Origin of the sequence: Nonomuraea ferruginea, from assembly GCF_039540635.1 — a bacterium.
Classification (GTDB): domain Bacteria; phylum Actinomycetota; class Actinomycetes; order Streptosporangiales; family Streptosporangiaceae; genus Nonomuraea; species Nonomuraea ferruginea.
Window position 1 is genome coordinate 1 of sequence record NZ_BAABFD010000031.1, and the last position, 25,580, is coordinate 25,580.

Here is a 25,580-nt window from a genome sequence, read left to right on the forward strand (position 1 = left end):
CCTTCTCCACCCAGTCCTTGCGCCGGTCGCTCTCGCGCGCCTTCACGCGGGCGATGGCGGCCTTGACCTTGGCGCGCCGGTTCGATCCGCGCGTGGCCCTGGCGAGCTTGCGCAGCAGCCGCCGCAGTCGCGCCTTCTCCGTGTCGCGCAGCCCGGGAGCGTTCAGCATCTCTCCGGTGGACAAAGCGGCCGACACGGCCACACCCCGGTCCACGCCGACGACCTCGCCCGTACCCGGCGCCGGGACGGGATCGGGGATGGCGGCGAACGCCACATGCCACCGCCCGGCGCGGTCGCGGGTGACGCGGTACGACTTCACCCCGTCAGGGACGGCGCGGGACCAGCGGAAACGGATCCAGCCCACCTTCGGGACCTTCACCTCGCCCACGTGCCGGGACAGGCGGCGCACGTCACCCGCTTTGACGGCGACGATCCGGAACCCCTCACCCCGCCCGCGCCTGCGCCATGCCGGACGCCTGTGGGTTCCGCCGAAGTAGTGCGCCATGGCTTGCGCGAAGTCCTTCAGAGCCTGCTGCTGAATGATGATCGACCCGGTGCGCAACCACGCGAACGCTGCCCGCGCCTCGGTCAACTGGCGGCACTGTTCGGCGAACCCCGGCGCGCTCCTGCGGCCCGGCTTCCAGAGCATGTGCTGCTCAACTGCGAGATTCCACACATACCGGGCGTGCCCGCAGTGCTCCAGCAACCCTGCCTCCTGGGCAGGCGACGGCTGGAGCCGGTAGCGGGACACGCCGATCAAACTACCGACCACCACCGACAAAACCGGGAGACCGCAGTGTCCGGCCGTTCCGGCTTTCCTCCCCGCCCTGAAGGACGGGGCCTCCAGCCTGTCGGTGTCCGGTGACACCGCGTCCGCGCGCCTCGGCCGGGAAAGGGAAAACCCGCCTTCGCGTGAAGGCGGGTCCGTGGTCGTTCGCCGGGCGTTTCGACGGTGGTCACTTCACCAGGCGGATCGTCATCGGGTAGCGGTAGTCGCCGCCCGACAGGGCCGAGACGCCCGCCACGATGGACAGGACGACGCCGACCACCCAGATGACCGGCACCAGCACCAGACCGATGATCGTGATAGGGAGCAGGATGGACGCCCCCGTGATCGTGAGCTGGAAGTTGAGCGCCTCGACCGCGTGACGCCGGATGTACGGCGAGGTCTTGCCGGCCGTCAGCATCAGGATGAGCGGCCCGATGATCGGGAACCCGACCAGGGTCAGCAGGTGGGCCGCCGAGGCGCCGAGTCGCTCGTTGCTCTCGGGCTCGGCCGTGAAGCGGGGCGCGGGCGCCTGCGGCGCGGCGAAACGGGGCACGCCGTTGGGGCCGTAGAGCTCCCTCATGATCGGCATGAGGTCGCCGTGCGTACGCGCCGTCATGGCGCGCTCCAGCCGGTCGTCGAACTCGATCTTGTCGAAGCGGCCTTCGGCGTAGGCGGCCTTGACGTGCTCCACGACGTGCTCCCGATCCTGGTCGGTGACGCGCAGCTCAGTCTGCGGCACCTGTCCCGGCCTCGAGGGTGTGGGTACCCCAGTCATCACAGCCATGCCTCTCCCTACGGGATACGAACGGTCTCTTCCCATACTGCTCGACCGGGGGTGGTCGTGGGCATCGGGAGAATCCCGGATGTATCCCCGAGATCTTCCCCGACGCGCCGAAGCGTTTGACGGTATAAAAAGGACTCATGAGATGGCGAGATCGCTACGGCCTCCGGCGGCTGCGTGGCAAAAAGATCGCGAAGTTCGATCGCGAGGCCACCGACGCCGACATCGAAGCGCTCATCGCCTTCGCCAAGTCGCGGCGCGGCGTCGAGTTCTACGTCGAGCCCGAGACCTTCGCGACGGACACCACCGCGGTCGCAGTAGCCGACGACGGCGAGTGGACCCGGCGCAGGGTCGGATCACCCGCGGTGATCCACAAGGTGGCCCGTGACCTGGCGCTGCCGGTGTATGACGTGCAGCTGACCGGCTATCCACAGCGCATGCGCAGCTACAACGAGCGCCGCAAGCGCGAAGGAGGCGAGCAACTCTAGCGCCACCCTGCGCTGAGGGAGCAAGCAGCACCACCCGGCGCGAAGAGAGCAACCAGCGCCGTCCACGCGGAGGGAGCGAGCAGCACTAGCGCCGCCCAACGCGAAAGGCAGCGAGCAGCGCCGTCCGCGCGAAGAGAGCAACCAGCGCCGTCCACGCGAAGGGTGCGAGCAGCACTACCCGCACGAAGGGGGAGCAGTTCTGCTCGCGCGAAGGGGTGAGCAGCATTAGCGCCGCCCGCCGCGACGAGAGCATGGCACCCCGACCTGCCGGCCCGCCGCCACCCAGCCGGACGAAGACACCCCACCTCGGTCGCCCACCCGAACTGGCACCCCGCCGTCTGAGCCACCACCCTGGCCGCCTCAGCGAAAACACTCGCCCCACCGTCCTAGAAGACCCAACCCCCACCGTCCTTTAAGACCCACTCTGGCTGGTAGCGTCCACTAGGGCGGTGCGATCCTTCACCCGCACAGCCCTGTTCGCCCAGGTAGGTCACGCACGATGAGATCGTTGATCCCACTCGGCGGGGCACCCAGACAGGCTGAGGCATCACCCGGCACGATCCTGACAGGCGTATACATTGCCCGGCACGATCCTGACAGGTGTAGACATCTCCCGGCACGATCCTGAAGGGCGTAGACATCGCCCGAACCACCTGGGAGAGGCTGAGACACCACCTCGCGAACCACTCAGGCAGGCACACCCGCACGACGCTGCTGGGGTAGACATCCCGAACCACGCGGACAGGCTGATGAACCATCCCGCGAACTACGCGAACAGGCACACCCCGCACGACGCGTAGACATCGCCGGACTACCCGGGACTCGCTGAGACACCCCCCAATGACCTCGACCGGCGAGAGCACCACCCTGCGTCATTTCACTCGGCGAGGACGCAACCCTGCGGCACCGTCATGTGGTCTTCTCATCCGCGAGGTCCGGAGTACCAGTACTGGGCCACGTGTCACTAGGGAAGGCGGACGGGCCGAGATCGTCCGCGTGGAGCGCGTCTGGCTCGGGATGGTGCTCGATCAGGGCGAGGAGGGGCTGGAGCCAGGACGCCCTGGGTTCCCCCATCGCGGCGTCGAGTTCGTCAGGGGCGGGCATCCGGCCATCGAGGACCGCCGGCGGCAGCAGGTGTTGCAGGGCGTGCATGAGCAGGTTGGCCATCGAGTAATGAGGATCGATCGCCAGGGCCCGCTCCAAAGCGATCGTGGCCAGAATGCTGTCACCGGCCCGCCACCCTGCCATGGCCAGAAGGGACGCCACCGGAGGAATGAAGGCGGGCTCCAGCCGACGCGTGAGGTCCTTCCACAGGCCGATGTGGGAGTCGTCCATCAGAGTCCAGGCTTCGTCCCGAACCCTGATGACCGCGAGGGCGAGGCCCAGCCTCGCGGCCTCGGCGTCATCGAGCCGGTCACCAGCGGCAGCACGCGCCAGAGCCGCCCGGACCCGTGCGAGCCCTTCGGCCACGAACACCCCGGCGAATTCATCAGAGGCAGAGACGGCGCCACCAGAAACACGGGGCACGCCGGAGGCGGACTCGGGAACGGCGACGTCGGAGACGGCCCCAGCCCCGACGCCGTAAGCGCCAGCCTCAGCGGAGACTGCGCCACCAGAAACAGGATGAACGGCAGAGACCGCACCGCCAGATACGCCGGACACAGCGGAGCCCGGCCCCGAGTCGGCGACGTCGGAGACGGCCCCAGCCCCGACGCCGTAAGCGCCAGCCTCAGCGGAGACCGCGCCATCAGAGACAGGATGAACAGCGGAGACCGCGCCGCCGGAGGTCGTGGTGAGGGCTGTGCGCAGGGTGTGGATCGCGTCGGCTGTCGCTCGGCGCATCGCGAGACGTACGGGGCCGGTGGCCGGGGCGATGGTGCGTTGGAGGGTCTGGCGGTCGGGGAGGGCGACGAGGCCGCGGACGGTGGCCTCGGCGGCCACGCGGCTGCTCCGCGGGTCGTACGGGGTGCCTTCCGGCGGGCAGCAGGTGGCGCTGTCGCACACGTAGGACCAGTAGCGGCCGTCGTGGGCGCGTAGCGCTTCCGCCACCTCGACGCCCGCCCCGGCGGCGATCGCGGTGGCCTCGTCGACGGCCGGGGTGACGGCCTCTCCCGGGCCGTAGCCGACGACGACCACCTGGGACACCTCCTCCCGTTGGAACAGCGCGGTCAGGGGGGCGAGGGTGCCCGGCGGCATGGGGACGTTCCAGCGGGCGGCCACCTTGGCCCGGCTCTGGGCCAGGCCGACCACGATGAGGCTGTCGGCCGGGTGGAAGCCGACGAGATAGGGCACGGCGGCGAGGATGTCGGCCGGGCTGGTGAGGGTGAGGCAGGTGGCGGAGATGTCGGTCGTCATGGGCACAGAGCGTGCCGCGCGCCCGGCCCGGGGAAAGCGCCGATAACAGGTTCTGTGGACAAGCAGCACCGCGACCGAACGCCTGTGGATCTACGGGGAAAGCGCCGCCAACCGGTTCTGCGGACGAGCGGCGCCGCCTGTGGACTACGGCGCGAGGCGCTCCCGTACCATGAGTGCGGCGCCCGCGACCGCCGCCGGCATCGCCACGACCGCCACCAGCGGCACCATGAAGAGCAGGAACACGGCCACGCCGAAGCCGAGCGCCACGGGCAGGTTGCCGCGCAGCAGGCGGAAGCGGTCCTTGCGGAGCAGCCCGCGCCGCTCCATGCCGAGCGTGCTCAGCTCGACCGTCAGGAAGAAGCCCGAGACGGCCGCCCCGAGCACCGGCACCACGGTCTGCCCGAGCACGGGCACGAAGCCGAGGAAGAACAGCGGCACGGTGAACATCAGCACGAACATCAGCGTCACGAGGCTGTCCTTGACGGACCGCGGCAGGGTGCGCCACCAGGGCTGCCCGTCGGCCTCCTCGACGCCGTCGACCTTGGCGGAGAGCTTCTCGTAGAACGGCTCCCCGATGGTGAGGGTGATCGCCGCGAAGGTCACCACCGCCAGCGCCAGCCCGCCGAGGAACAGCGCGATCGCGACCGTCACCCGGAACGCCTGGGCCCAGGACCACGAGTCGGCGAACGGGGTCATGAACTCGGCGAGGCTCAGCGCGTTGGTGCCGAGCAGGATCAGCGCCACCACGTAGACGGCGAACGCGATCACCGCCGGGATGAGCCCGAACAGCCACCACCGGCCGTTCCTCGCCACCCAGCCCACGCCTCGCAGGAAAAAGCCGACACCGGAGCCGAAGTCGCGCAGCGATCGCATGTCCGGCAGGCTAGCGCCAGAACGAGGTGACCGCGTAACCAAGCTCGTCGAAAAGCTCGCGCAGCAGCGGCAGCGAGATGCCCAGCACGGTGCCGTGGTCGCCCTCGATGCCCTCGACGAACCAGCCGCCGCGCCCTTCGATGCTGAACGCGCCGGCGAGACTGAGCGGCTCGCCGGTGCCGACGTAGGCGGCGATCTCCTCCTCGGAGGGGCTGCCGAAGTGGACGACGGTGGTCGCGGTCTCGGCGACCTGCCTGCCCGCCGCCACGTCGATCACGCAGTGGCCGGTGACGAGCCGCCCGGTGCGGCCGCGCATGATCCGCCAGCGGTCGAGCGCCTCCTCCTGGGTGGCGGGCTTGCCGTAGGGGCGGCCGTCGAGCTCCAGGATGGAGTCGCAGCCGATGACCAGGCCGTCGCCCAGCCCGGCGGCGACCGCCTCGGCCTTGGCCTTGGCCAGGACGAGGCTGAGCGCGGCGGGGGTGTGAGCGCTGAACGCGTCTTCGTCGACCCCGCTCACGATCACTTTGGGGTCGAGGCCCGCATTGCGCAGCAGGGCCAGGCGGGCGGCGGACGCTGAGGCCAGAACGATCACCGGACCAGCTTACCCGTCACCAGGCGGGGCCCCGCGCGCCCCTGGTGGTGTGCGGCTCGGGCAGGTCGCCGAAGGCGTCGGCGAGGAGGGCGGCCAGCTCGTCGGGCAGGGTGGCGCGCTCGCGGGCCAGCTCGGCGGCCATCTCCTCGGTGGTCATGTCGAGCTCCCCCGCCCGGATGGCGAGCAGGGACATCACCATGGGCGCGAGCAGCGCCAGCAGCCGCATGACGGCGCCCGGGTCGAGGCCGGACAGCCGGGCCAGCCCGTACGCGACGGTCTCGGTGCCCTGGCCGCCGAGCACGTGCGCGAGGATGTTCTGGCCGTCACGGGCCAGGGAGGCGACGTCCCCGTTGAACGGGTCGGCGTCGGTGTGCTCGTCGAGCGCGGCGCGCAGGGCCTCGGCTCCGTCAGGGTGCTCGGCGTCGCGGGCCATGCCACCGACGATCATCCCGGAGGCGGCCGCGATCGCGTCGCGGGCCCTGCCGGCGTCGGTCGCCAGCATCCCGCCGATCTGCTCCAGGCCGGGATCGCCGAGTTCGGCGAGCAGCCGGTCGGTCAGTCTCACGGCAGTCCCCCTGATCCTCGTCCGGGAGACCTTCCCCGCCCGGCCCCCGGTTAAGTCCGGGGGCGTCCTAACTTTTGGCCAACTCCCCCGGCTCGGCGTCGAGGACGGGCTCCCGCAGCCCGGCGGCGGTGTAGGCGCTGTCCTCGTCGAGCGTCTCGTGCTCCAGGAGGGCGGCCACGATGCCTTCGAGCTTGGCTCGGTTCTCGCGCAGGATGCGGACGGCGTCGTCGTAGCACTCGTCCACGATCCGCCGCGCCTCCTCGTCCACGATGGCGAGCGTGGCGGGCGAGGCCTGCGGCTGCTGGCCGTCGTTGGAAAGGATCGTGAGCGGGCCGACCTTCTGCGACATGCCCCAGCGGCCCACCATGCCACGGGCGATCATGGTGACCTGTTCGAGGTCGCTCTCGGCGCCGGTGGTGATGACGCCGTAGATCACGTCCTCGGCCGCCATGCCGCCGAGCGCGCCCGTGATGCGGCCGCGCAGGTAGCGCTCGTCGTAGGCGTAGCGGTCGGTCTCGGGCGTGGAGAGGGTGACGCCGAGCGCCCGGCCGCGCGGGATGATGGAGATCTTCCTGACCGGGTCGGCGCCCGGCAGCAGCATGCCGAGCAGGGCGTGACCGGCCTCGTGGTAGGCGGTCCTGACCCGCTCCTCCTCCGGCATGACGATGCTGCGGGCGGCGCCGAGCTGCAGCTTCTCCAGCGCGTCGGCGAAGTCGGCCGTGCCGACCTTCTCCTTGCCGCGCTTGGCGGCGAGCAGCGCCGCCTCGTTGACGAGGTTGGCCAGGTCGGCGCCGGTCATGCCGGGCGTGGTCTTGGCGATCCGGTCGGCGCTTACGTCCGCCTCCAGCGGCACGCCCCGGGTGTGCACGCCGAGTATCGCCGCGCGGCCGGCCGCGTCGGGCAGCCCGACCTGCACCGTACGGTCGAACCGGCCGGGGCGCAGCAGCGCCTGGTCGAGGACCTCGGGCCGGTTGGTGGCGCCGATGACGATGACGCCCTCGACGCCGGAGAAGCCGTCCATCTCGGTGAGGATCTGGTTGAGCGTCTGCTCGCGCTCGTCGTGGCCGCCGATGCCGCCCGCGCCGCCGCGGGCGCGCCCGATGGCGTCGATCTCGTCGATGAACACGATCGACGGCGCGACCTTGCGCGCCTCCTCGAACAGGTCGCGTACGCGGGAGGCGCCGACGCCGACGATCATCTCGATGAACTCGGAGGCGCTGGCCGAGAAGAACGGCACGTTCGCCTCACCGGCCACGGCCCTGGCCAGCAGCGTCTTGCCGGTGCCCGGCGGGCCGGCGAGCAGCACGCCCTTGGGCAGCTTGGCGCCGAGCCTGCGGTACTTGGCCGGGTCCTTGAGGTAGTCGACGATCTCGACGAGTTCGTTCTCCACCTCGTCGATGCCGGCCACGTCGTCGAACGTGACGCGCACCTTGCCCGCCTCGACCGGCTTGGCGGCCTTCGACTTGCCGAGGCCGCCGACTCCGCCGCCCATCATGCCCGCGCCGCGCCGCATGATCCAGATCCACAGGCCGGCCAGGAGCAGCACGGGGAAGAACGCCAGCAGCAGGTTGAGGAAGAAGCCCCGGCCCGTGCTGAGCGGCTCGGCCCTGATCTCCACCGCGGCGGTCTGCAGCTGCTGGGAGAGCTGGTCGGTGTCGGCGAAGGTGGGGATCTCGGTGCGGAACTCGGTGTAGGACTGGTTGCCGCTGTCGGGGTCGTTGGCCGCCGACTTGAGCTGGCCCTCCACCGACAGGCCGGTGGCGTAGATCTCCTTGACGTTCTTGGCGGTCACCTGCTGGGTGAACTGGGTGTAGGAGATCGTCTCCCTCTCGCCGCTGTCGAAGAACGACGACACCAGGAAGAACACGGCGTAGACGGCCAGCAGGGTGGCCACGAACCGCCACCAGTTGATCTTGGGGCGGCCTCCGGGGGTGCCGGGGAGCCCTTCGGCCCGCCACGGTCGCTTGGTCTTGCCGTTCTCCGATGATCGCGGCGCCCCAGAGCGTTCCACGGCGTCGTCACTCCCCAAAATCGCCGCCCTTCATGATCTCAGCGTAGGACGCGCACCCCGGCGATCGCGTGAGGAATGTCGCGCCACCTGTTGCGTTGCGTGTCCGGCACTGTGATGAACACCAGTCCCGGCTTGCTCATTCCGCCGTCCACGACCATCACGGCCGCGCGGGAGCTGCGCTTGCCGTACGTGACCTGGTAGAGCAGCGTCCAGCCGTCCTTGATCCGCTGTGAGCCGAGCCAGCGGATCTTGGAGCCCTCGGGGTGGTGGTTGAGCGTCCACCGGGCGGCCAGCAGGGCGGTGTCGCGGTCGGACTTCTGCGCCTCGATCGGCACCGGGCAGCTGACCAGCATGCCGCGCGGGCCCTTGCTCGGCTTGGGCAGCACCTGCCGGCTGGTGAACGGGGCGGGTCCGTACGACTTCCAGGGCTTGGGCAGGTTGGGCACGGCGAGGCCGGTGCGCTTGTCCTTGATGACGCTCTTGCCGGCGCGGGGCAGCTTCAGCCGCTTGACCTTGGCGGGCAGGCGGGGCAGGCGCTCGTCCGCGTACAGGGCCTCCATCGCGGTGTAGCCGGGCGCGAGCGACGTGCCGGGGGTGGGAGTGGGGCGCGGCGCCGGATCGTCGCCCGAGACGCCCGAGGCGGGCTCGACGGTGGCCTCCGCGGTCGGCCCCGCGGTGGCCTCGACGGTGGCGCCCGCGGTGGCTTCGGCGGTGGCGCCCACAGTGGCGCCGACGGAGGGTTCGGCGGTGGGCGGGCCGGACGAGACGGGTACGGCCGATGGCGCGGCGACCGGCCGGGCGCCGGTCTCGTCCGGCCGCGAGGGAAGCGCCAGGACCACCCCGACGGCGGCGACCGCCACCGCCGCGACCACGGCGAGTCCCCGGTAGATCGCCCCCATCCGGATGTCTCCGATGCGGGAGCGTCTGGGCGGCGAGGCAGGGATTCCCGGGCGGTCTTCGGTTCTCACGCGGGAACCTCTGGTCTCATCAACCCCATCGAGCACGAACCGGAGCGTACGACAAAACCGACCCATCTGCGGGCGATTGCTACCGAAGTGTCATCTCAGGTTGGTGTAACAGGTGGGACTCGGGGTCCGATCCGGTCTCCGCCGAGCCAGGGCGCGTCGGCCACGAAGGTGCACGAGCCGGGCTCGATCTCGGTGAACCCGGCGTCGCGCACCACCGGCAGCCCCTCGTCCACCTTCGCCGAGAAGACGGCGGGCCGGGCGGTGCGCACGGACACCGTGAGACCCCGCGCCCGCCAGGCGGCGCGTCCGGCGGCGTCGCTGGCCCACCAGGCGAGCTGGGCGGCGTGCCCCGCCTGCGCCATGGCCTTGCCCGCGGACATGCGCAGGGCGGGGTTCTCCCACAGGACCGGCAGAGTGGCCGGGCCCGGCTCGCCGGTGTCGGACAGCTCGGTGCCCGACACCTGCAGCCTCGCCAGGTCCCTGGGCCAGGCGTCGAGCGGGACGGGCGGGTGCACGCGCACCTCGGCGGTGCGGTGCTCGATCGTGCGGCCGGGCAGCGCGACGGCCCGCCGCCACTCCGCGCCCCTGGCCCGCCGCACCACCTTGCGGATCCGGCCCGCCTGCCAGGCGCGCAGCTCTCCGGCCCACTCCCCCGGGTCGTCGAGCAGGGAGAGCACCGCCATGGCGGCGGCCTCAAGGGCGTCGGCGCGCTCGGGCGGGCCGGCACGTTCAATCCGCACCACCAGGGGCAGGACCATCTCTTCTGAGTCGTTCATCGCTTCCCAGCATGCCGGATCGCCACCGACATCCCGGCGGCGAGCAGGCACAGCGCCCCGGCCGCGTACCAGGCCACGTCGTAGTGGCCCAGCTGGTCGCGGGCGAGCCCGGCGCCGACGGCGGCCACGGCGGCCCCGACCTGGTGGGAGGCGAACACCCAGCCGAACACCACGGGCCCGTCCGCGCCGTACAGGCTGCGGCACAGCGCCACCGTCGGCGGCACGGTCGCCACCCAGTCGAGCCCGTAGAAGACGATGAACACCAGCATGCTGGGCTCGGGGGTGGCCGCGAACAGGGCAGGCAGCACCATCAGCGACAGCCCGCGCAGCGCGTAGTAGACGCCGAGCAGCACCCGGGGGTCGATCCGGTCGCTCAGCCAGCCCGACAAGACGGTCCCCACGATGTCGAAGACCCCGATCACCGCGAGCAGTCCGGCGGCGGTCGGCTCGGCCATCCCGTGGTCGTGCGCGGCCGGGATGAAGTGGGTGCCGACCAGCCCGTTCGTGCTCGCCCCGCAGATGGCGAACCCGCCCGCGAGATACCAGAAGGGACGGGTACGCGCCGCCGACCGCAGCACGGTCAGCGCGCGCACCGCCGCGTTCGCGGCCGGGGCCGGTGGGGTACGGGGCGCGTCCGGGTCGGCGCCGAGCGCCGTCGTGCCGACCTCCTCCGGGCGGTCGCGCAGCAGCCACCAGACGAACGGCACCACGGCCAGCGCCGAGCCGGCCACCGTCAGCGAGGCCACTCTCCAGCCCGGCCCCTGGGCGAGCTGGGCCAGCACGGGCAGGAAGACGAGCTGCCCGGTCGCCCCGGCGGCCGTCAGCAGGCCGGTGACCAGGCCGCGGTGCCGCACGAACCACCGGTCGGTCAGCGTGGCCGCGAACACCAGGGCCATCGACCCGGTGCCGAGCCCGACGAACACCCCCCACAGCAGCAACAGGTGCCAGCTCGCGGTCATCCACACGGTGAGCCCGCTGCCGGCGGCGACGAGCAGCAGGGCGAGGGCGACCACCCGGCGCATGCCGAAGCGGTCCATGAGCGCGGCGGCGAACGGCGCCATCAGGCCGTAGAGCACGAGGTTGACGGAGACGGCCAGGGAGATCGTGCCCGTGCTCCAGCCGAACTCCTCCCGGAGCGGGTTGATCAGCACGCCGGGGGTGGCGCGGAAGCCGGCGGCGCCCAGGATCGCCACGAAGGCGACGGCCGCGACGAACCAGGCCCGGTGCACGCGGACGCGCCTGGCGGGGGTGGTCAGGGTCATCCGCCAATCCTGATTTATCGCGGTTTCTGGGCACGAGTGGCCCGAAGGCCAATATGTGAAAGAATCCGGCCATGCCGCACCGGATCGCCGTCGTCGTGCTCGACCAGTTCGCGCCGCTCGACCTGGGAGTGCCAGGACAGGTGTTCAGCACGGCCGAGTCGGCGTCGGGCGAGCCCCTGTACGAGGTGGTGACCTGCTCGCCGGGCCGCGCCCCCGCGCGCTGCTCGGCCGGCTACAGCGTGCACCCCGACCACGACCTGGACGTGCTCGACACCGCCGACACGGTGCTGGTGCCCGGCGTGCACGGCGGGCCCGCCCTGCGGGAGGGCGTCATCCCCGGCGAGTTGCGCGAGGCGCTCCAGGGGCGGCCCCGGGTGATGTCGATCTGCACGGGCGCGTTCGTGCTGGCCGCCGCCGGGCTGCTCGACGGCCGCCCGGCCACCACCCACTGGCGCAACGCGGCCCGCTTCGCCAGGCTGTTCCCCCGGGTGAAGCTGGACCCGGACGTGCTGTTCATCGACGACGGCGACGTGCTCACCTCGGCCGGCGTCGCTGCCGGGCTCGACCTCTGCCTGCACGTGATCAGGCGCGACCACGGGAGCGAGGTGGCCAACAGGGCGGCCCGCCGCTGCGTGATGCCCCCCTGGCGGGAAGGCGGCCAGGCCCAGTACATCGAGCGCCCGCTGCCGCCCGCCACCGGCAACGGCACCGCCGCCACCCGCACCTGGATGCTGGCCCACCTGGACGCGCCGCTCGACCTGGAGGCCCTGGCGGCGCACGCCAGCATGAGCGTGCGCACGTTCACCAGGCGCTTCCGCGAGGAGACCGGCATGAGCCCGGCGCGCTGGCTTTCCAGGCAGCGGGTCGAGCACGCCCGTCACCTGCTGGAGACCACCGACCTCGGCGTGGAGGAGGTGGCCAGGCGCGCCGGCTTCGGCACCGCCGTCTCGCTGCGCCAGCACCTGCACGCGGTGGTCGGCGTGGCGCCCCTGGCCTACCGGCACACGTTCCGCCGCCAGTAGGGAATAACCGGACAGGGCGTCCAGTTGCATGAGCCAGTCAAGTGGACACGTCGTCCGCTTCTGTCTCGTGGAGGAGTCTCATGGAGACCGCTCTTCTGGGTGCCGCGTTGCTGGCCGGTTGCCTCCTCGCCGTCCAGGCGTCGGCGAACCTGCAGCTCAACCGGGCCGTGGGCACGCCCTACGGCGCCTCGACCCTGCAACTGGGCGTCGCGACCGGCCTGCTGGCCGTCCTCGCGCTGGCCACCGGCGCCCTCGGCGTGCTCGCCCGGACGGCCGACGTCCCGGTCTGGCACCTGCTCGGCGGCCTGGCCAGCCCGCTCTACATCACCAGCGGCATCCTGCTGTTCCCCCGGCTCGGCGCCCTGGTGACCGCCGGCCTGTTCGTCACCGGCCAGATGTTCGCCTCGCTCGGGCTGGACTCGTTCGGACTCCTCGGGCTGGCGCGTGAGGAACCGGACGCCGGGATCGTCGCGGGCGCCCTCGCGGTGCTGGCGGGCATCACCGTCATCGTCCGCGGCCTGGGCGGCGGCGTCCCCGGCAGGACCCGGACGCGGCCCGGCTGGCTCGCCCTCGGGCTCGTCGCCGGCGCGGCGCTCCCCGTGCAGGGAGCCGTCAACGCCAGGCTCCGGGCCGGCCTGGACGAGCCGCTCACCGTCGCCGCCGTCAGCTTCACCGTCGCCACGCTCACCATCGCGGCTCTCCTGCTGGTGCTGACCGCCACCCGCCGCACGCCCCGCCCGCGCCTCGCGGGGCTGCGGGCGATGCCCTGGTGGGGGTGGCTGGGCGGGGCGTGCGCGGCCGCGTACGTGACGGGGACGTTCCTGCTCCTGCCCGCCATCGGCGCGGCGGTGACGATCGCCCTGACGGTCACCGGCCAGCAGCTGACCTCCGCCGTCATCGACCACTACGGCCTGTTCCGCATGCCCAGGCGGCCGATGGACGCCTCCCGCCTGCTCGGCCTGGCCCTGCTCCTGGGCGGCGCCGTCACGATCCAGCTGAGCTGACCTCCGCCGCCGCGCGACAGCGCGCCCGCGGCGGTCAGGACGAGGCGACCGGGTCCGTGACCCCGCCGGGGCAGGCGACGGCTCCGACGTCCCAGCCCGCGAGCCGCGCCCCGGCCTCGTAGGCGCTCTGGTAGAAGGCCAGGACGGCCTCGCGCGGGGAGGGCTCGGCCCTGGCGTCGTCGTAGCGCAGAATGGCCAGGTGGCTCCCGCGCTGCTCGACCCACTCCGCGGTCCCGGGGAGCAGCGGTTGGCCGGCCAGCCCGGCGGGCTCCGGCGCGGTGTAGGAGTAGAAGGCCGGTTGCGGGAAGGTGTCGTCGCCGAACCAGAAGCCGGAGCTGATCACCTCGCGGGAGTACGCCTCGCGGGTCACCGGGTCGTTGCCGGAAGGCTGGTCGATCACCCGGTCGGAGAACCTCGTGGAGGCGATGTCGAAGGTGTGCCAGAAGTGGTGGACCGGGCTGATCTTGCCCGAGTAACCGGAGGCGAACTCCTCCAGCACCAGGTTGACCTGGCTGAGCACCTGCCAGTAACGCGTCGCGTGGACGGGGTCGTAGGCCGCGTGCTCGGTGTCCTCGGCGAACGGCCGGCCGGAGTCGGGCAGGTCGAACGGCTGCGGAATGTCGACGTCGACCGGCGCGTCCAGGTCCCCGAGTGCCCGCATGACCTCGTCGTAGAACGACGCCACGGACTGGCCGTAGAGGGGGAACGTCACCGCCCGGCCGTCGATCGTGGCGACGACCAGCTGATGGGCGACGAAGTCGAAGTCGATGGTGAAGATCGGCCCGCCGTCGGCCCGTCCCGTCGGGCGGGTGGTGATGCCCCGCCCGGTCAGGTGGAACGGCACGTGCCACCAGTGGTTGCGCCGGATCCCGGCCGCGAGGCGGATCTTGCCGACGATCTGGGCGAAGCGGTGCAGCGTGGCCTTGGTGTCCTGCCATGCGGCCAGCGGGATCGCGGGAAACAGTTCCATGTCCCTCACCATCCCCACGGCCGTCCGATGCATGAGGGGTTGTGCCAAAGTGGGGCGGTGACGCTGACCAACTGGGCGGGAAACACCGCCTTCACGGCATCCCGGATCCACCACCCCACCTCACTCGACGAGCTCCGGAGCCTGGTCGCCGCCGCCCGGCGGGTGCGCGCGCTCGGCAGCGGCCACTCCTTCAACGACGTCGCCGACTCCCCCGGTGAGCTGGTGCGGCTCGACCGGATGCCGCCCCTGATCGAGATCGACGGCGCGGCGGCGCGGGTGCGGGTCGGCGCGGCCACCACGTACGCGCGGCTCGCCCCCGAGCTGCACGCGCGCGGGTTCGCGCTGGCCAACCTGGCGTCGCTGCCGCACATCTCGGTGGCGGGCTCGGTCGCGACCGGCACCCACGGCTCCGGGGTGGGCAACCCGAGCCTGTCGGCCGCCGTCCGCGGCCTGGAGCTGGTCACCGCCGACGGCTCGGTGGTCACCCTCGAACGCGGCCACGACGACTTCCCCGGCGCGGTGGTCGCGCTCGGCGCGCTCGGCGTGGTGTCCGCGCTCACCCTGGACCTGGTGCCGGCGTTCGAGCTGCGCCAGTACGTGCGCGAGGGCGTGCCGGACGACGCCCCGTTCGACGAGGTCATGGCCGACGGCTACAGCGTCAGCCTGTTCACCGACTACCGCGACACGCGGGCCTGGATCAAGACCCGCGGCGAGCCGCCCGGCGACGACTGGCACGGCACCCGGCCGGCGGACGGCCCGCGGCATCCCGTGCCCGGCATGCCCGCCGAGAGCTGCACCGTACAGCTCGGCGTGCCGGGCCCGTGGCACGAGCGGCTGCCGCACTTCCGCGCGGACGCGCCGCCCAGCAGCGCCGGGGACGAGCTGCAGTCGGAGTGGCTGCTGGAGCGCTCGCACGCCGCCGCCGCGCTGGGCGAGCTGCGCGCGGCCGGCGACCGGATCCGGCCGGTGCTGCAGATCTCGGAGGTGCGCACGGTCGCGGCCGACGACCTGTGGCTGAGTCCCTCGTGCGGGCGCGACAGCGTGGCGTTCCACTTCACCTGGGTGAAGAACCCGGAGGCGGTGCTGCCGGTGATCAAGCTGGTGGAGGACGTGCTGGCGCCGTTCGACCCCAGGCCGCACTGGGGCAAGCTGTTCACCCGCCGCCCGGCGGTCCCTGACCGGTTCCGTGAGCTGGTGCGCCGGTACGACCCGGACGGCACGTTCGGCAACACTTTCACCCGGACACTGCTGGATACCTGACGGAAGCTGGCAGGTAAGCGCGGCACGATGGAAGCATGATTGTCAAAGGGCCCTTCGAGACCTCCGACTGGCACGCCGAGCAGCCGTTCGAGCAGCACGACGACGTCTCACTCGGCCGCGTCACGATGACCAAGACCTTCCACGGCGGCCTCACCGCCACCAGCACCGTCCACCTGACGGTGGTGACGACCCCGGTGGAGGAGTCGAAGGCGTACGTGGCCGTGGAGCGCATCGAGGGCACGCTCAACGGCCGGGCGGGCAGCTTCGTCGTGCAGCACAACGCCGCCAGCGACAGGGGCACGCAGTCGTTGCGGATCTCGGTCGTGCCCGACTCCGCCACCGGCGAGCTGCGCGGCCTGCGCGGCGAGATGGACATCGAGATCACCGAGGACGGCGCGCACTCCTACGTGTTCGACTACACCTTGGAGGGTCCCGCCCACTAACCTACCGACCAGCCGGTACGGATGGAGGGCGTCGTGTGGGACCCGGAGCTCGCCGAGCTGAAGCACCGCAAGGAACTGGCCGCGCGCATGGGCGGCGAGGAGCGCGTCGCCCGTCAGCACGCCACCGGCCGGCTGACCGTCCGGGAGCGGCTGGCCGCGCTCACCGACTCCTGGCAGGAGGTGGGCGCGCTGGCCGGGCGCGCCGAGTACGCGGAAGGCCGGCTGGAGAGCTTCACCCCGTCGAACGTGATCATCGGTCGCGCCGAGATCGACGGTCACCGCGTCGTGGTGTCCGCCGACGACTTCACCGTGCGCGGCGGCGCGGCGGACGCCGCCATCCACGAGAAGCAGATCCTGGCCGAGCGGATGGCGGGCGAGATGCGGGTGCCGCTCGTCCGGCTGATCGACGGCACGGGCGGCGGCGGCAGCGTCAAGCAGCTGGAGGAGTACGGCCGCACGTACGTCCCGTACAACCCGGGCTGGGACCAGGTGGTCGCCAACCTGGGGCGGATCCCGGTGGTCGCGCTCGCCCTCGGCCCGGTGGCCGGGCTGGGCGCCGCCCGGCTGGTCACCTCCCACGTCTCGATCATGGTCAAGGAGCTGTCCCAGGTGTTCGTGGCCGGCCCTGCCGTGGTCGAGGCGGGGATGGGCGAGAGCCTGGGCAAGGAGGAGCTGGGCGGCTGGCGCACCGTGGCCGCCGCCGGCACCGTCGACCTGGTGGCCGGCTCCGAGCAGGAGGCGTTCGCGCTGACCCGGCGGGTGCTCGGCTACCTGCCGCGCAGCGCCTGGCGGCTCCCGCCGGTCGCCGGCTGCGCCGACGACCCCGGCCGCGTCTCGCCCGAGCTGCGCGCCGCCGTCCCGCGTGACCGGCGCAAGCCGTACGACATGCGCGCGATCATGGACACCGTGTTCGACGAGGGCAGCGTGCTGGAGCTCGGCCGCCGCCACGCGCGCTCCACGATCACCGCGCTGGCCCGGCTGTCCGGGAGGCCGGTGGCGGTGCTCGCGAGCGACCCGCGCTTCTACGGCGGCGGGATGACCGCCCAGGGCGCGGACAAGACGACCCGGTTCCTGGACTTCGCCGAGACCTTCCACCTGCCGGTCGTGCACCTGGTCGACCAGCCGGGGTTCGTGATCGGGGGCGCCGCCGAGCGGGCCGCGACCATCAGGCACGGCGCCCGCGCGCTCGCCGCCGTCTACCAGTCGACGGTGCCGTGGGCGTCGGTGCTGGTGCGGCGGGTGTTCGGGGTGGCGGGGGCCGCGCACCGGCCGCACCACCGCTACGGCCTGCGCGTCGCCTGGCCGTCGGGCGACTGGGGGTCGCTGCCGATCGAGGGCGGGCTGGAGGTGGCGTTCAAGCGGCTGCTGGCGGAGGCCGGGCCGGACGCGGAGGCCATGAAGGCGGAGATCGCGGCGCGGCTGGAGGCGGTCAGGTCGCCGTTCCGCACCGCCGAGGCGTTCCTGGTGGAGGACATCGTGGACCCCGCGGAGACGCGTCCCGTGCTCACCGCGTGGGCGCGCGACGCGTACGAGGTGCTGGAGCCGGGACCGCGGGCCACCACGAGGCCGTGACCAGGCGAAATGTTAGCCAGCGGTTCTCAGCGGCAGAAACCAGGCATGTACATCTGGGGGGTACGGACCGTCCTGCCGGACCACCGGTACGAGCAGGAGGAGATCACCGAGGCGTTCGCCCGGCTCACGGCGGCCGACGAGGGGCTGCTCAAGCGCTTCCACACCGCCACCGGCGTGACCGGCCGCAACCTGGCGCTGCCGCTGGACGACTACGCCAAGCTCGAATCGTTCGGCCGGGCCAACGACGCCTACGTGGAGATCGCGCTCGACCTGGGTGAGCGGGCGATCGCCGGCGCGCTGGACAAGGCCGGGCTGCCGCCGGGGAAGGTCGACCTCCTGGTGTTCTGCTCCACCACCGGGCTCGCCGCGCCGTCGCTCGACGCCCGGCTGGCCCAGCGCGCGGGGCTGCGCGAGGACGTCAAGCGGGTGCCGGTGTTCGGGCTGGGCTGCGCCGCCGGGGCGGCCGGGCTGTCGCGGCTGCACGACTACCTGCGCGGCTGGCCGGACCAGGTGGCGCTGCTCGTCTGCGTGGAGCTGTGCTCGCTCACCGTGCAGCGTGACGACACCTCGGTCGCGAACCTGATAGCCAGCGGCCTGTTCGGCGACGGCGCCGCGGCCGTCGTGGCCGCCGGGCACGGCGACGGACGCGAGGTGGTGGCCACCCGGAGCAAGCTGTACCCCGGCACCGAGCACCTGATGGGCTGGGAGGTCGGCGAGCACGGCTTCCGCATCGTGCTCGACGCCGGGCTGCCCGAGTTCGTGGACCAGGTGCTGGCCGGGGACGTCGTGGCCTTCCTCGCCGACAACGGCCTCACCCCCGGCCAGGTCGGCACCTGGATCTGCCACCCCGGCGGCCCCAAGGTGATCGACAGGCTGGCCGGGGCGCTGGAGCTGTCACCGGAGGCGCTGGAGGTCACCTGGCGGTCGCTGCGCGAGCACGGCAACCTGTCGTCGGTGTCGGTGCTGCACGTGCTGCAGGAGACGCGCGGGCGCAAGGACCAGCCGGCCGTGCTGCTGGCGCTCGGGCCGGGCTTCTCCGCCGAACTGCTCCTGCTGCACTGGTGATCAGGACGGCTTCGACACCGGGATCCGCTCCAGCCCCTCCGGCCGCTTGCCCGGGTAGACGCCGGTCAGCAGCGCGCTCACCGTGTACAGGTGCCAGGCCAGGGCCGGCTTCTTGACCACCGGGTCGGCGAACAGGGCGCGCACCTCGTCCGGCCGCACGATCGGCGCCAGCGCGTCCAGACTGCCCAGCACCTGCTGCCGCAGCACGTCCGTCAGCACCGGGCCGGGGCTGGTCCGCCAGCTCCAGCCGCCGCCCGTGCGGAGCGTCGGCATGTGCGCCGGGGGCCGCGGCGCCCGCCGCCACCAGTGCGACGGCCGGCTCTCCAGCGCCGCGGCGAACCGCCACGGCTTGCCCTCGATCGGCACGTCACGCAGCTGGGGCGCGAACCGCAGGATCAGCGCGTAGATCACCTCTTCGGACAGCCGCCAGGCCTGATCCAGCCCCAGCGCGGCCCGTACCACGCGGTTGTCCAGGAACGGCCGGACCGGGTCGCCGCGGCGCAGCGACCCCGCGCGGGCGCTGGCCTGCCAGCGGCCCACCTTGTACCAGACGTAGATGTGGTCCAGCGCCTCCAGCCGGTCCTTCCTGGCCAGCCACGGCCGGGCCAGCTCGCGGGCGTGCTCGTTCGCCTCGTCGGTGAACAGCTTGTCGTCCTTGCCGAACGTGGTGGTGATGCGGCGCAGCAGCGCCTTGTCGCTCAGGTCGCTCTGCAGCAGGTTCAGGCTGCCCGCCCGGAGCGTCTCGCCGCTCTGCCCGGACATGGTCGGCTTGCCGGAGTAGGGCAGGTAACCGACGATCGACTCGTACGCGGACGTCATGCCCTCGCAGGTGCGCAGCGTCTCCCAGACCCGGTCCAGCGGGTGCTCCACCAGCACCGCGTCCTGCCCGGCCGTCTGCGGCGGCGCGATCACCGTGTGCTCGACGCCGAGCCGGCCGGCGATCTGCCGGGCCAGGATCACGTCCGGGTGCGCGTCGAGCCCGTTCGTGGTCACCCGGAACGGCACCTTCGCGGCGTACAGCAGCGCCCCGAGAATGCGGGTGTCGCGCCCGCCGGTCAGCGCCAGGTTCACCGGCTCGCCCAGCCCGCGCAGCGGGGCGACGGTGGCCAGCAGCGCCTCGGCCAGCTCGCCGATCGCCTTCCGCTTGCCCCGCTCCGACGTCGGCGCGGGCGCCGCCACCGGCAGCGGCGTCTCGGTGATGACGCGCCGCCCGTCCCGCACGTCCAGCCGCGTGCTCGGGCGCAGCGCCGTCACCCCCCGGTACGGGGTCTCGTCCGACAGGAAGAACCCCTGGCGGACCATCGTCTGCAGGGCGAGCACGTCGTGCTCCACCCGGTCGCCCTGCTGGGCCGCCAGGTGCACGAGCAGGGCCCGGCTGCCGACGACGTGCAGCTCGGGCGTCTCGGCGTAGAACACCGGGCAGACCCGGTTGATCGCGGTCGCCGCGGACAGCACGCCGTCGCCCGCCACCCAGGCGGAGAAGCAGCCGCCGATCCCCTCGCCCAGCGGATCGCCGATCAGCCGGCCGGCGTCGTCCGGGTCGGCCAGATGACCGTTCAGCCCGAGCACCCGCCCGCCCGACTCCGTCAGCAGCGGCGGCCGCCGCGAGTCGTCCGGCTCGTTCGTCCACCCGAACAGGGACACGCCGCGGCCGTGCCATTCGCTGCCGCGGATCACCTCCGGCGGGACCGGGAAGGCCGTCTCGGCGACGGAACGGATCTTCTCCAGGACCCTGGCCGGAACCTCACGGCCCTTGGCGGCCAGACCCACATAGATACGCACGGCACCCATGCCTACAGGAAACGACTACTTCGTGACAATCGATCACGTAAGAGTCGCGGTTTGCGCTCGCTTGCGTCACCGGCCCGGCCGGCCGCTCCCCAGACCCGTCATAGGGCGTGGAGGTGACGCACATGAAGAAACGTTCGCTGGCGGCGATCGGACTCGCGGCGCTGCTGACGCTCACCGCGTGCGGCGGCTCGGCCGGGGACGCGCCCGCCGCCCAGGAGAACCCGGCGCCCATGCGCCCGGAGCTGTCGGAGACCACCAGCGCCAGGATCTCCACGTTCGCGCTGGACGTCGACACCGCCTCGTACTCCTACGCGCGCCGCACCCTGCGGGAGGGGCGCCGGCCGGAACCCGGCCAGATCCGGCCCGAGGAGTTCGTCAACTCCTTCCGCCAGGACTACGCCGAACCGCCCGACAACGGCTTCACCGTGCACACCGACGGCGCCCGGCTCCCCGGCCGCGACCGGGCCGTGCTCCGGGTCGGCCTGCAGACGCGCGGCTCCACCACCCAGGCCCGCAGGCCGGCCAACCTCACCTTCGTCATCGACGTCTCCGGCTCCATGGCCGAGCCCGGCCGGCTCGACCTCGTCCAGCAGGCCCTGCGCACGCTGCTCGACCAGCTCACCCCCGGCGACCAGGTCGCCGTCGTGGCCTTCAGCGACACGGCCCAGCTGCTCGCCGCCATGACGCCGCTCGCCGCCCGGGCCGACCTGCACGCCGCCGTCGACCGGCTCACCGTGCAGGGCGGCACCAATCTCGAGTCCGGGCTCGTCCTCGGGTACGAGGAAGCCTCGCGCGCCTTCCGGCCCGCCGCCACGAACCGGGTCATCCTGCTCTCCGACGGCCTCGCCAACCAGGGCAGCACCGCCTGGCAGGGCATCCTCGACCGGGTCGGGGAGAGCGCCGCCGAGGAGATCACGCTGCTCACCGTCGGCGTCGGCCGCGAGTACGGCGACGAGCTGATGGAGCAGCTGGCCGACAACGGTGACGGCGCCGCCATCTACGTGTCGAGCCCCGAGGAGGCCGAGAGGGCGTTCGTCTCCCGGCTGCCCGCCACCCTCGAACTGCGCGCCCGCGACGCCAAGGCCCAGGTCGAGTTCAACCCGGACGTGGTCGAGGAGCATCACCTCGTCGGCTACGAGAACCGGGCGCTGAAGGCGGAGGAGTTCCGCGACGACAGCGCCGACGGCGGCGAGGTCGGGCCCGGCCACTCCGTCACCGCCCTGTACGCGCTCAAGCTCAGGCCCGGCGCCGAAGGCCATCTCGCCACCGCCACCGTGCGCTGGCAGGACCCCGACACCCGCCGGCCCGCCGAGGCCGCCGACTCCGTCGATGTGGGCGCCCTCGCCGGCGAGCTGTGGTCCGGCGCGCCGCTGCGGCTCCAGGTGGACGTGGTCGCCGCGGCCTTCGCCCTCCAGATGCGCGACGGCGAGGCGTTCGGCATGGACCTGCCCGCGCTCGGCGAGCACGCCGCCCGCCTGGCGCGGTCCTCCGAGGACCCGATGGTCACCGAGCTGGCCGGGCTCATCGGCAAGGCGGGCGAGGTGCGATAACCGATTGCGAGGATTGTGGCCGTCTGGGCATCTTGAGAGGGTGAGCGTGAAAGTCGAACCGCCCGCCAGGCTCGGGCAGACGACCCTCCCCGACGGCCGCAGGCTCGGCTGGGCCGAGTGGGGGCCGCACGACGGCCGGCCCGTGCTCTTCTGCCCCGGGGCGGGCACCAGCCGGACACTCGGCTTCGGCGCGGGGACGGTCGACCGGCTCGGCATCCGGCTCGTCTCGCTCGACCGTCCCGGGCTCGGCGCCTCCGATCCCAGCCCGGGCCGCACCCTCGCGGACTGGCCCCGCGACGTGCGCGCCTCCGGGCTCGACGGCATCCCGGTCGTCGGGTTCTCCCAGGGCGCGCCGTTCGCGCTGGCCTGCGCCGCGGCCGGCGTCGCCTCCCGGGTCACGATCGTGTCCGGCTCCGACGAGGTGGCCGCGCCCGAGTTCCGCGACGGGCTGCCGCCCGAGCTGCGCGGCCTCGTCGACTCGGTGACCGGCGACCCCGTGGCCGCCGAGGAGTTCTTCTCCCGGTTCACCCCCGACGCGCTGTGGGACATGATCGTGCCCGGCAGCCCTCCCGAGGACCGGGCCGTGTACGAGGACCCGGCCTTCGAACGGGCCTACCGCAGGGCCATGGCGGAGGCGTTCCAGCAGGGGCCCGCCGGCTACGCCCGCGACACGCTGCTGGCCATGGGACGGTGGCCGTTCGACCTCGGGCGCGTCACCGTACCGGCCGAGCTCTGGTACGGCGAGCTGGACCACGGGCACTCGCCCGACCAGGGGGCGACGCTGGCCGGGCGCATCCCCGGGGCGCGGCGGCACCTCGTCGCGGGGGTGGGCGGGGCGCTGCTGTGGACGCACGCCGAGGTGATCCTCGGCGGCCTGGCCGGTGAATAAAGCGGTACGAGAGAGGTCTTAGGGTCCGATACACTGGGGCACGCAGCGATGCGAGGGGCTATGGCGCAGTTGGTAGCGCGCTTCCATGGCATGGAAGAGGTCTGGGGTTCGAATCCCCATAGCTCCACCTCACACAGGTAGTCATTTTCGGGCCTGCCGCTCGTGCCAGACCGGCTCGGCGCTCTCGTGCACGGTCCCGTCAGCGCCGAAGATCAGGAAACGGTCGAGATCGGCGGCGAACCAGCGGTCGTGGGTGACGGCCAGCACAGTGCCGGAGAAGGATTCCAGACCCTGCTGCAGGGCTTCCGCGCTGGCCAGGTCGAGGTTGTCGGTGGGCTCGTCCAGCAACAGCAGGGTGGCGCCGGACAGCTCCAGCAGCAGGATCTGCAGCCGGGCCTGCTGGCCGCCCGAGAGGGTCTCGAACAGCTGGCCGGCGGCGGGCGCGAGCTCGTAGCGGGCCAGAGCGGCCATCGCCTCGTTCAGCGTGCACGCGTGACCGGTCGTGACCAGCTCGACCGGGGTGCGGCCGTGCAGGTCCGGCCGGGCGTGGGTCTGCACGAACCGCCCCGGGACCACCCGCGCACCCAGCCGCGCGGAGCCGCTGTGCCGCACCGCGGGCGCCGCGCCGTCGGCGGCCTGCTCCAGCAGCTCCAGGAACGTGGACTTGCCCGAGCCGTTGGAGCCGAGGATCCCGACCCGCTCGCCGTACCAGATCTCGGTGTCGAACGGCCGCATCAGGCCGACGAGCTCCAGGTTCTCGCAGATGACGGCGCGCTTGCCGGTGCGGCCGCCGCGCAGGCGGATCCGCACGTTCTGCGCCCTGGGCGGGCGCTGGGGCGGGCCGGACTCCTCGAAGCGGCTCAGCCGGGTGCGCGCGGCGCGGTAGGCCGAGGCCAGCGCGTCGTTGTTGGCCGCGGTCTGCCGCAGGGTGTGCACCATCCGCCTGAGCTTGGCGTGCTCCTCGTCCCAGCGGCGGCGCCGCTCTTCCAGCCGGTTGATGCGCTGCTCACGCGCTTCGGCGTAGGCGGCGAAGCCACCGCCGTGGACCCAGACGCCGCGGTCCTCCACGGTCACGATCCGGTCGGCCGCCTCGGCCAGGAGCCGGCGGTCGTGGGAGACGAGCAACACGGTCTTGTCCGTGGCCCGCAACCGGCCTTCGAGCCACTGCTTGGCGGGCACGTCCAGATAGTTGTCCGGCTCGTCCAGCAGCAGGACCTCGTCCGGGCCGCGGAGCAGGGCCTCCAGGGCGAGGCGTTTCTGCTCGCCTCCCGACAGGGTGGTCACCGGGCGGTCCCTGACCGCGTCGCAGGGCAGGCCCATGGCCTCGGTGGTGCAGACGTCCCAGACGACCTCCATGTCGTAGCCGCCGACGTCGGCGTAGTCGGCGACGGCCTGCGCGTAGGCCAGCTGCGACGCCTCGTCGTCGCGGGCGGCGATCGCCTCCTCCGCCCGCGCCAGGGCCTCGGCGGCGTCGCGGACCCGCTCCGGCGCCACCGACAGCAACAGGTCGCGCACGCTCCGGTCGTCTCGGATGTCGCCGATGAACTGCCGCATCACCCCCAGCCCTCCTGAGGAGACCACCCGGCCGTCGGCCGGTCGCAGATCTCCGGCGATCAGCTTCAGCAGGGTGGTCTTGCCCGCACCGTTCGGTCCCACCAGGGCGGCCTTGACGCCGTCCCCGACGCGGAAGGACACCTCGTGCAGGAGCAGCCGCCCGTCCGGCAGCACGTAGGTCAGCCCGTCCACCTCGACGTGTCCTGCCACGGTCCCTCCTTCACCGGATCACTGTTCCGGTCACTGGATCAATGATCCGGTGCCCGATCGCCATACTAGACTCACGTACGTGGACATCAGCAAGGCAGATTCGGGAGCCCGCCGATCAGGGACCGCGGGGGACGTGTGGCTGCGCCCGTCCGCGCGGAAGGGACGCGACGCCCCGCCGCTCAGCCGGGATCGGATCGTCGAGGAGGCCGTGACGCTCCTGGACGCCGAAGGCGCCGACCGGCTGACCATGCGCCGGCTGGCCGAACGGCTCGGCACCGGCTCGACCACGCTCTACTGGCACGTGAAGACCAAGGACGACGTCCTCGACCTCGCCCTCGACATGATCTTCGCCGAGGTCCTGATCCCGGCGGAAAGCCGGGGGTGGCGCGCCGACATCACCGCACTGATCGACGGATGGCGCGCGGTCCTGCTGCGGCATCCCTGGTCGGCGGCGCTGCTGAGCCGTCCGATGCTGGGGCCCAACGTGCTGGCCCGCAGCGAGTTCCTGTACGCGACCCTCCTGAGGGCCGGGGCCGTCGAACCCCACCTCACGGCCGCCGCGTACGGGCTGTCCAACTACGTCATCGGCTCCGGGCTGATGCAGGCCACCTGGCCCACCGGCGCGGGGCAGGAGGCGCGGCAGGCGGCTCAGGAGCACCTGCGCGCCCATCAGGAGAGCTACCCCGCCCTCGCCGCCCACGGGCCGCACGTCGCGGAGGCCGACTGGGACACCGGCTTCGCCCTCGGCCTGACCTGGCTTCTCGACGGCATCCAGGCCGGGATCGCCGGGAAGTGATCCTCTCCGGCGGC

At 72.5% G+C, this 25,580-nt stretch carries 23 protein-coding genes and 1 tRNA gene; 11 read left to right on the forward strand and 13 right to left on the reverse strand.

Annotation, left to right across the window (positions count from 1 at the left end; translation table 11 throughout):
- Window positions 1-751: RNA-guided endonuclease InsQ/TnpB family protein (locus ABD999_RS40200; RefSeq protein ID WP_345483176.1), on the reverse strand; the 751-nt coding region annotated here is incomplete at its 3' end.
- 205 nt (window positions 752-956) lie between these two features.
- Entirely contained in the window at window positions 957-1,508 is a 552-nt protein-coding gene (locus tag ABD999_RS40205; protein ID WP_261808380.1) for a DUF1707 and DUF4870 domain-containing protein, read from the reverse strand.
- 182 nt (window positions 1,509-1,690) lie between these two features.
- Here ABD999_RS40205 and ABD999_RS40210 point away from each other — a divergent pair, with 182 nt between their 5' ends.
- Window positions 1,691-2,038 (forward strand): hypothetical protein, encoded by a 348-nt coding sequence (locus ABD999_RS40210; RefSeq protein ID WP_148030100.1) that lies wholly within the window; start codon window positions 1,691-1,693, stop codon window positions 2,036-2,038.
- Window positions 2,039-2,947: 909 nt separating this feature from the next.
- Here ABD999_RS40210 and ABD999_RS40215 read toward each other — a convergent pair.
- The 8 genes from ABD999_RS40215 to ABD999_RS40250 form a co-directional block, all read right to left on the reverse strand.
- Complete coding sequence (locus ABD999_RS40215; RefSeq protein ID WP_271277106.1) at window positions 2,948-4,393, reverse strand: DUF4192 domain-containing protein; 1,446 nt, start codon at window positions 4,391-4,393, stop codon at window positions 2,948-2,950.
- Between the two features lie 144 nt (window positions 4,394-4,537).
- Window positions 4,538-5,266 carry an EI24 domain-containing protein gene (locus tag ABD999_RS40220; protein ID WP_187281025.1) on the reverse strand — a complete coding sequence of 243 codons (729 nt, stop codon included), beginning with the start codon at window positions 5,264-5,266 and terminating at the stop codon, window positions 4,538-4,540.
- Window positions 5,267-5,276: 10 nt separating this feature from the next.
- Entirely contained in the window at window positions 5,277-5,858 is a 582-nt protein-coding gene (locus tag ABD999_RS40225; RefSeq protein ID WP_271277107.1) for a Maf family protein, read from the reverse strand.
- 16 nt (window positions 5,859-5,874) lie between these two features.
- Window positions 5,875-6,423: a DUF937 domain-containing protein gene (locus ABD999_RS40230; protein ID WP_187281024.1), complete on the reverse strand. Its 549-nt coding sequence runs from the start codon at window positions 6,421-6,423 to the stop codon at window positions 5,875-5,877.
- 67 nt (window positions 6,424-6,490) lie between these two features.
- Window positions 6,491-8,434 carry an ATP-dependent zinc metalloprotease FtsH gene (gene ftsH, locus ABD999_RS40235; RefSeq protein WP_148030096.1) on the reverse strand — a complete coding sequence of 648 codons (1,944 nt, stop codon included), beginning with the start codon at window positions 8,432-8,434 and terminating at the stop codon, window positions 6,491-6,493.
- Between the two features lie 38 nt (window positions 8,435-8,472).
- Window positions 8,473-9,333, reverse strand: a complete 861-nt coding sequence (locus ABD999_RS40240; protein WP_271277108.1) for a hypothetical protein — start codon at window positions 9,331-9,333, stop codon at window positions 8,473-8,475.
- Between the two features lie 164 nt (window positions 9,334-9,497).
- Window positions 9,498-10,178 carry a peptidyl-tRNA hydrolase gene (locus ABD999_RS40245; RefSeq protein WP_271277109.1) on the reverse strand — a complete coding sequence of 227 codons (681 nt, stop codon included), beginning with the start codon at window positions 10,176-10,178 and terminating at the stop codon, window positions 9,498-9,500.
- A complete protein-coding gene (locus ABD999_RS40250) occupies window positions 10,175-11,440 on the reverse strand; it encodes an MFS transporter (RefSeq protein ID WP_148030093.1) in 1,266 nt (421 codons plus the stop codon). The genes ABD999_RS40245 and ABD999_RS40250 overlap by 4 nt, the downstream gene beginning before the upstream one ends.
- 71 nt (window positions 11,441-11,511) lie before the next feature.
- Between ABD999_RS40250 and ABD999_RS40255 the strand changes: the two genes are divergently transcribed.
- Both ABD999_RS40255 and ABD999_RS40260 read left to right on the forward strand, forming a co-directional pair.
- Window positions 11,512-12,462 (forward strand): GlxA family transcriptional regulator, encoded by a 951-nt coding sequence (locus ABD999_RS40255; protein ID WP_148030092.1) that lies wholly within the window; start codon window positions 11,512-11,514, stop codon window positions 12,460-12,462.
- Window positions 12,463-12,542: 80 nt separating this feature from the next.
- On the forward strand, window positions 12,543-13,466 hold the full coding sequence (locus ABD999_RS40260) for a DMT family transporter (protein ID WP_271277110.1): 924 nt from the start codon (window positions 12,543-12,545) through the stop codon (window positions 13,464-13,466).
- A 34-nt stretch (window positions 13,467-13,500) separates the two neighbouring features.
- On the opposite strand, the gene ABD999_RS40265 is transcribed toward ABD999_RS40260, so the two are convergent.
- Window positions 13,501-14,436, reverse strand: coding sequence for a DUF5996 family protein (locus ABD999_RS40265; RefSeq protein ID WP_271277111.1), 936 nt, complete (start codon window positions 14,434-14,436; stop codon window positions 13,501-13,503).
- Window positions 14,437-14,463: 27 nt separating this feature from the next.
- Here ABD999_RS40265 and ABD999_RS40270 point away from each other — a divergent pair, with 27 nt between their 5' ends.
- The 4 genes from ABD999_RS40270 to ABD999_RS40285 are packed head-to-tail and all read left to right on the forward strand — an operon-like array spanning window position 14,464 to window position 18,776.
- Window positions 14,464-15,696, forward strand: coding sequence for an FAD-binding protein (locus tag ABD999_RS40270; RefSeq protein WP_148030089.1), 1,233 nt, complete (start codon window positions 14,464-14,466; stop codon window positions 15,694-15,696).
- Between the two features lie 35 nt (window positions 15,697-15,731).
- Window positions 15,732-16,139, forward strand: coding sequence for a DUF3224 domain-containing protein (locus tag ABD999_RS40275; protein WP_148030088.1), 408 nt, complete (start codon window positions 15,732-15,734; stop codon window positions 16,137-16,139).
- A gap of 33 nt (window positions 16,140-16,172) precedes the next feature.
- Complete coding sequence (locus ABD999_RS40280) at window positions 16,173-17,711, forward strand: acyl-CoA carboxylase subunit beta (RefSeq protein ID WP_271277112.1); 1,539 nt, start codon at window positions 16,173-16,175, stop codon at window positions 17,709-17,711.
- A gap of 9 nt (window positions 17,712-17,720) precedes the next feature.
- Complete coding sequence (locus tag ABD999_RS40285; RefSeq protein ID WP_271277113.1) at window positions 17,721-18,776, forward strand: type III polyketide synthase; 1,056 nt, start codon at window positions 17,721-17,723, stop codon at window positions 18,774-18,776.
- Here the strand turns inward: ABD999_RS40285 and ABD999_RS40290 are convergent, their stop codons facing one another.
- A complete protein-coding gene (locus ABD999_RS40290) occupies window positions 18,777-20,567 on the reverse strand; it encodes an asparagine synthetase B family protein (RefSeq protein WP_148030085.1) in 1,791 nt (596 codons plus the stop codon). It lies immediately after the preceding gene.
- Between the two features lie 122 nt (window positions 20,568-20,689).
- Between ABD999_RS40290 and ABD999_RS40295 the strand changes: the two genes are divergently transcribed.
- From ABD999_RS40295 to ABD999_RS40305, 3 genes are all read left to right on the forward strand, one after another.
- Window positions 20,690-22,117, forward strand: coding sequence for a vWA domain-containing protein (locus ABD999_RS40295; protein WP_271277114.1), 1,428 nt, complete (start codon window positions 20,690-20,692; stop codon window positions 22,115-22,117).
- A 40-nt stretch (window positions 22,118-22,157) separates the two neighbouring features.
- The gene (locus tag ABD999_RS40300) at window positions 22,158-23,006 is read left to right on the forward strand and encodes an alpha/beta fold hydrolase (RefSeq protein WP_222708858.1); all 849 of its coding nucleotides are present in this window, start codon (window positions 22,158-22,160) and stop codon (window positions 23,004-23,006) included.
- Window positions 23,007-23,060: 54 nt separating this feature from the next.
- A tRNA-Ala gene (locus ABD999_RS40305) sits at window positions 23,061-23,133 on the forward strand.
- Between the two features lie 14 nt (window positions 23,134-23,147).
- On the opposite strand, the gene ABD999_RS40310 is transcribed toward ABD999_RS40305, so the two are convergent.
- Window positions 23,148-24,770, reverse strand: a complete 1,623-nt coding sequence (locus tag ABD999_RS40310; RefSeq protein ID WP_271277115.1) for an ABC-F family ATP-binding cassette domain-containing protein — start codon at window positions 24,768-24,770, stop codon at window positions 23,148-23,150.
- A gap of 79 nt (window positions 24,771-24,849) precedes the next feature.
- Between ABD999_RS40310 and ABD999_RS40315 the strand changes: the two genes are divergently transcribed.
- Entirely contained in the window at window positions 24,850-25,566 is a 717-nt protein-coding gene (locus tag ABD999_RS40315) for a TetR/AcrR family transcriptional regulator (protein ID WP_271277116.1), read from the forward strand.
- Window positions 25,567-25,580 lie beyond the last annotated feature (14 nt).

What these genes read in the sequence shown, in the direction of transcription:
- ABD999_RS40210 (WP_148030100.1), top strand. Translation starts at nt 1,691, where the DNA reads ATGAGATGGCGAGATCGCTACGGCCTCCGGCGGCTGCGTGGCAAAAAG.
- ABD999_RS40215 (WP_271277106.1), bottom strand. Translation starts at nt 4,393, where the DNA reads ATGACGACCGACATCTCCGCCACCTGCCTCACCCTCACCAGCCCGGCC.
- ABD999_RS40220 (WP_187281025.1), bottom strand. Translation starts at nt 5,266, where the DNA reads ATGCGATCGCTGCGCGACTTCGGCTCCGGTGTCGGCTTTTTCCTGCGA.
- ABD999_RS40240 (WP_271277108.1), bottom strand. Translation starts at nt 9,333, where the DNA reads ATGGGGGCGATCTACCGGGGACTCGCCGTGGTCGCGGCGGTGGCGGTC.
- ABD999_RS40245 (WP_271277109.1), bottom strand. Translation starts at nt 10,178, where the DNA reads ATGAACGACTCAGAAGAGATGGTCCTGCCCCTGGTGGTGCGGATTGAA.
- ABD999_RS40250 (WP_148030093.1), bottom strand. Translation starts at nt 11,440, where the DNA reads ATGACCCTGACCACCCCCGCCAGGCGCGTCCGCGTGCACCGGGCCTGG.
- ABD999_RS40255 (WP_148030092.1), top strand. Translation starts at nt 11,512, where the DNA reads ATGCCGCACCGGATCGCCGTCGTCGTGCTCGACCAGTTCGCGCCGCTC.
- ABD999_RS40260 (WP_271277110.1), top strand. Translation starts at nt 12,543, where the DNA reads ATGGAGACCGCTCTTCTGGGTGCCGCGTTGCTGGCCGGTTGCCTCCTC.
- ABD999_RS40265 (WP_271277111.1), bottom strand. Translation starts at nt 14,436, where the DNA reads ATGGAACTGTTTCCCGCGATCCCGCTGGCCGCATGGCAGGACACCAAG.
- ABD999_RS40270 (WP_148030089.1), top strand. Translation starts at nt 14,464, where the DNA reads ATGCATGAGGGGTTGTGCCAAAGTGGGGCGGTGACGCTGACCAACTGG.
- ABD999_RS40275 (WP_148030088.1), top strand. Translation starts at nt 15,732, where the DNA reads ATGATTGTCAAAGGGCCCTTCGAGACCTCCGACTGGCACGCCGAGCAG.
- ABD999_RS40285 (WP_271277113.1), top strand. Translation starts at nt 17,721, where the DNA reads ATGTTAGCCAGCGGTTCTCAGCGGCAGAAACCAGGCATGTACATCTGG.
- ABD999_RS40290 (WP_148030085.1), bottom strand. Translation starts at nt 20,567, where the DNA reads ATGGGTGCCGTGCGTATCTATGTGGGTCTGGCCGCCAAGGGCCGTGAG.
- ABD999_RS40295 (WP_271277114.1), top strand. Translation starts at nt 20,690, where the DNA reads ATGAAGAAACGTTCGCTGGCGGCGATCGGACTCGCGGCGCTGCTGACG.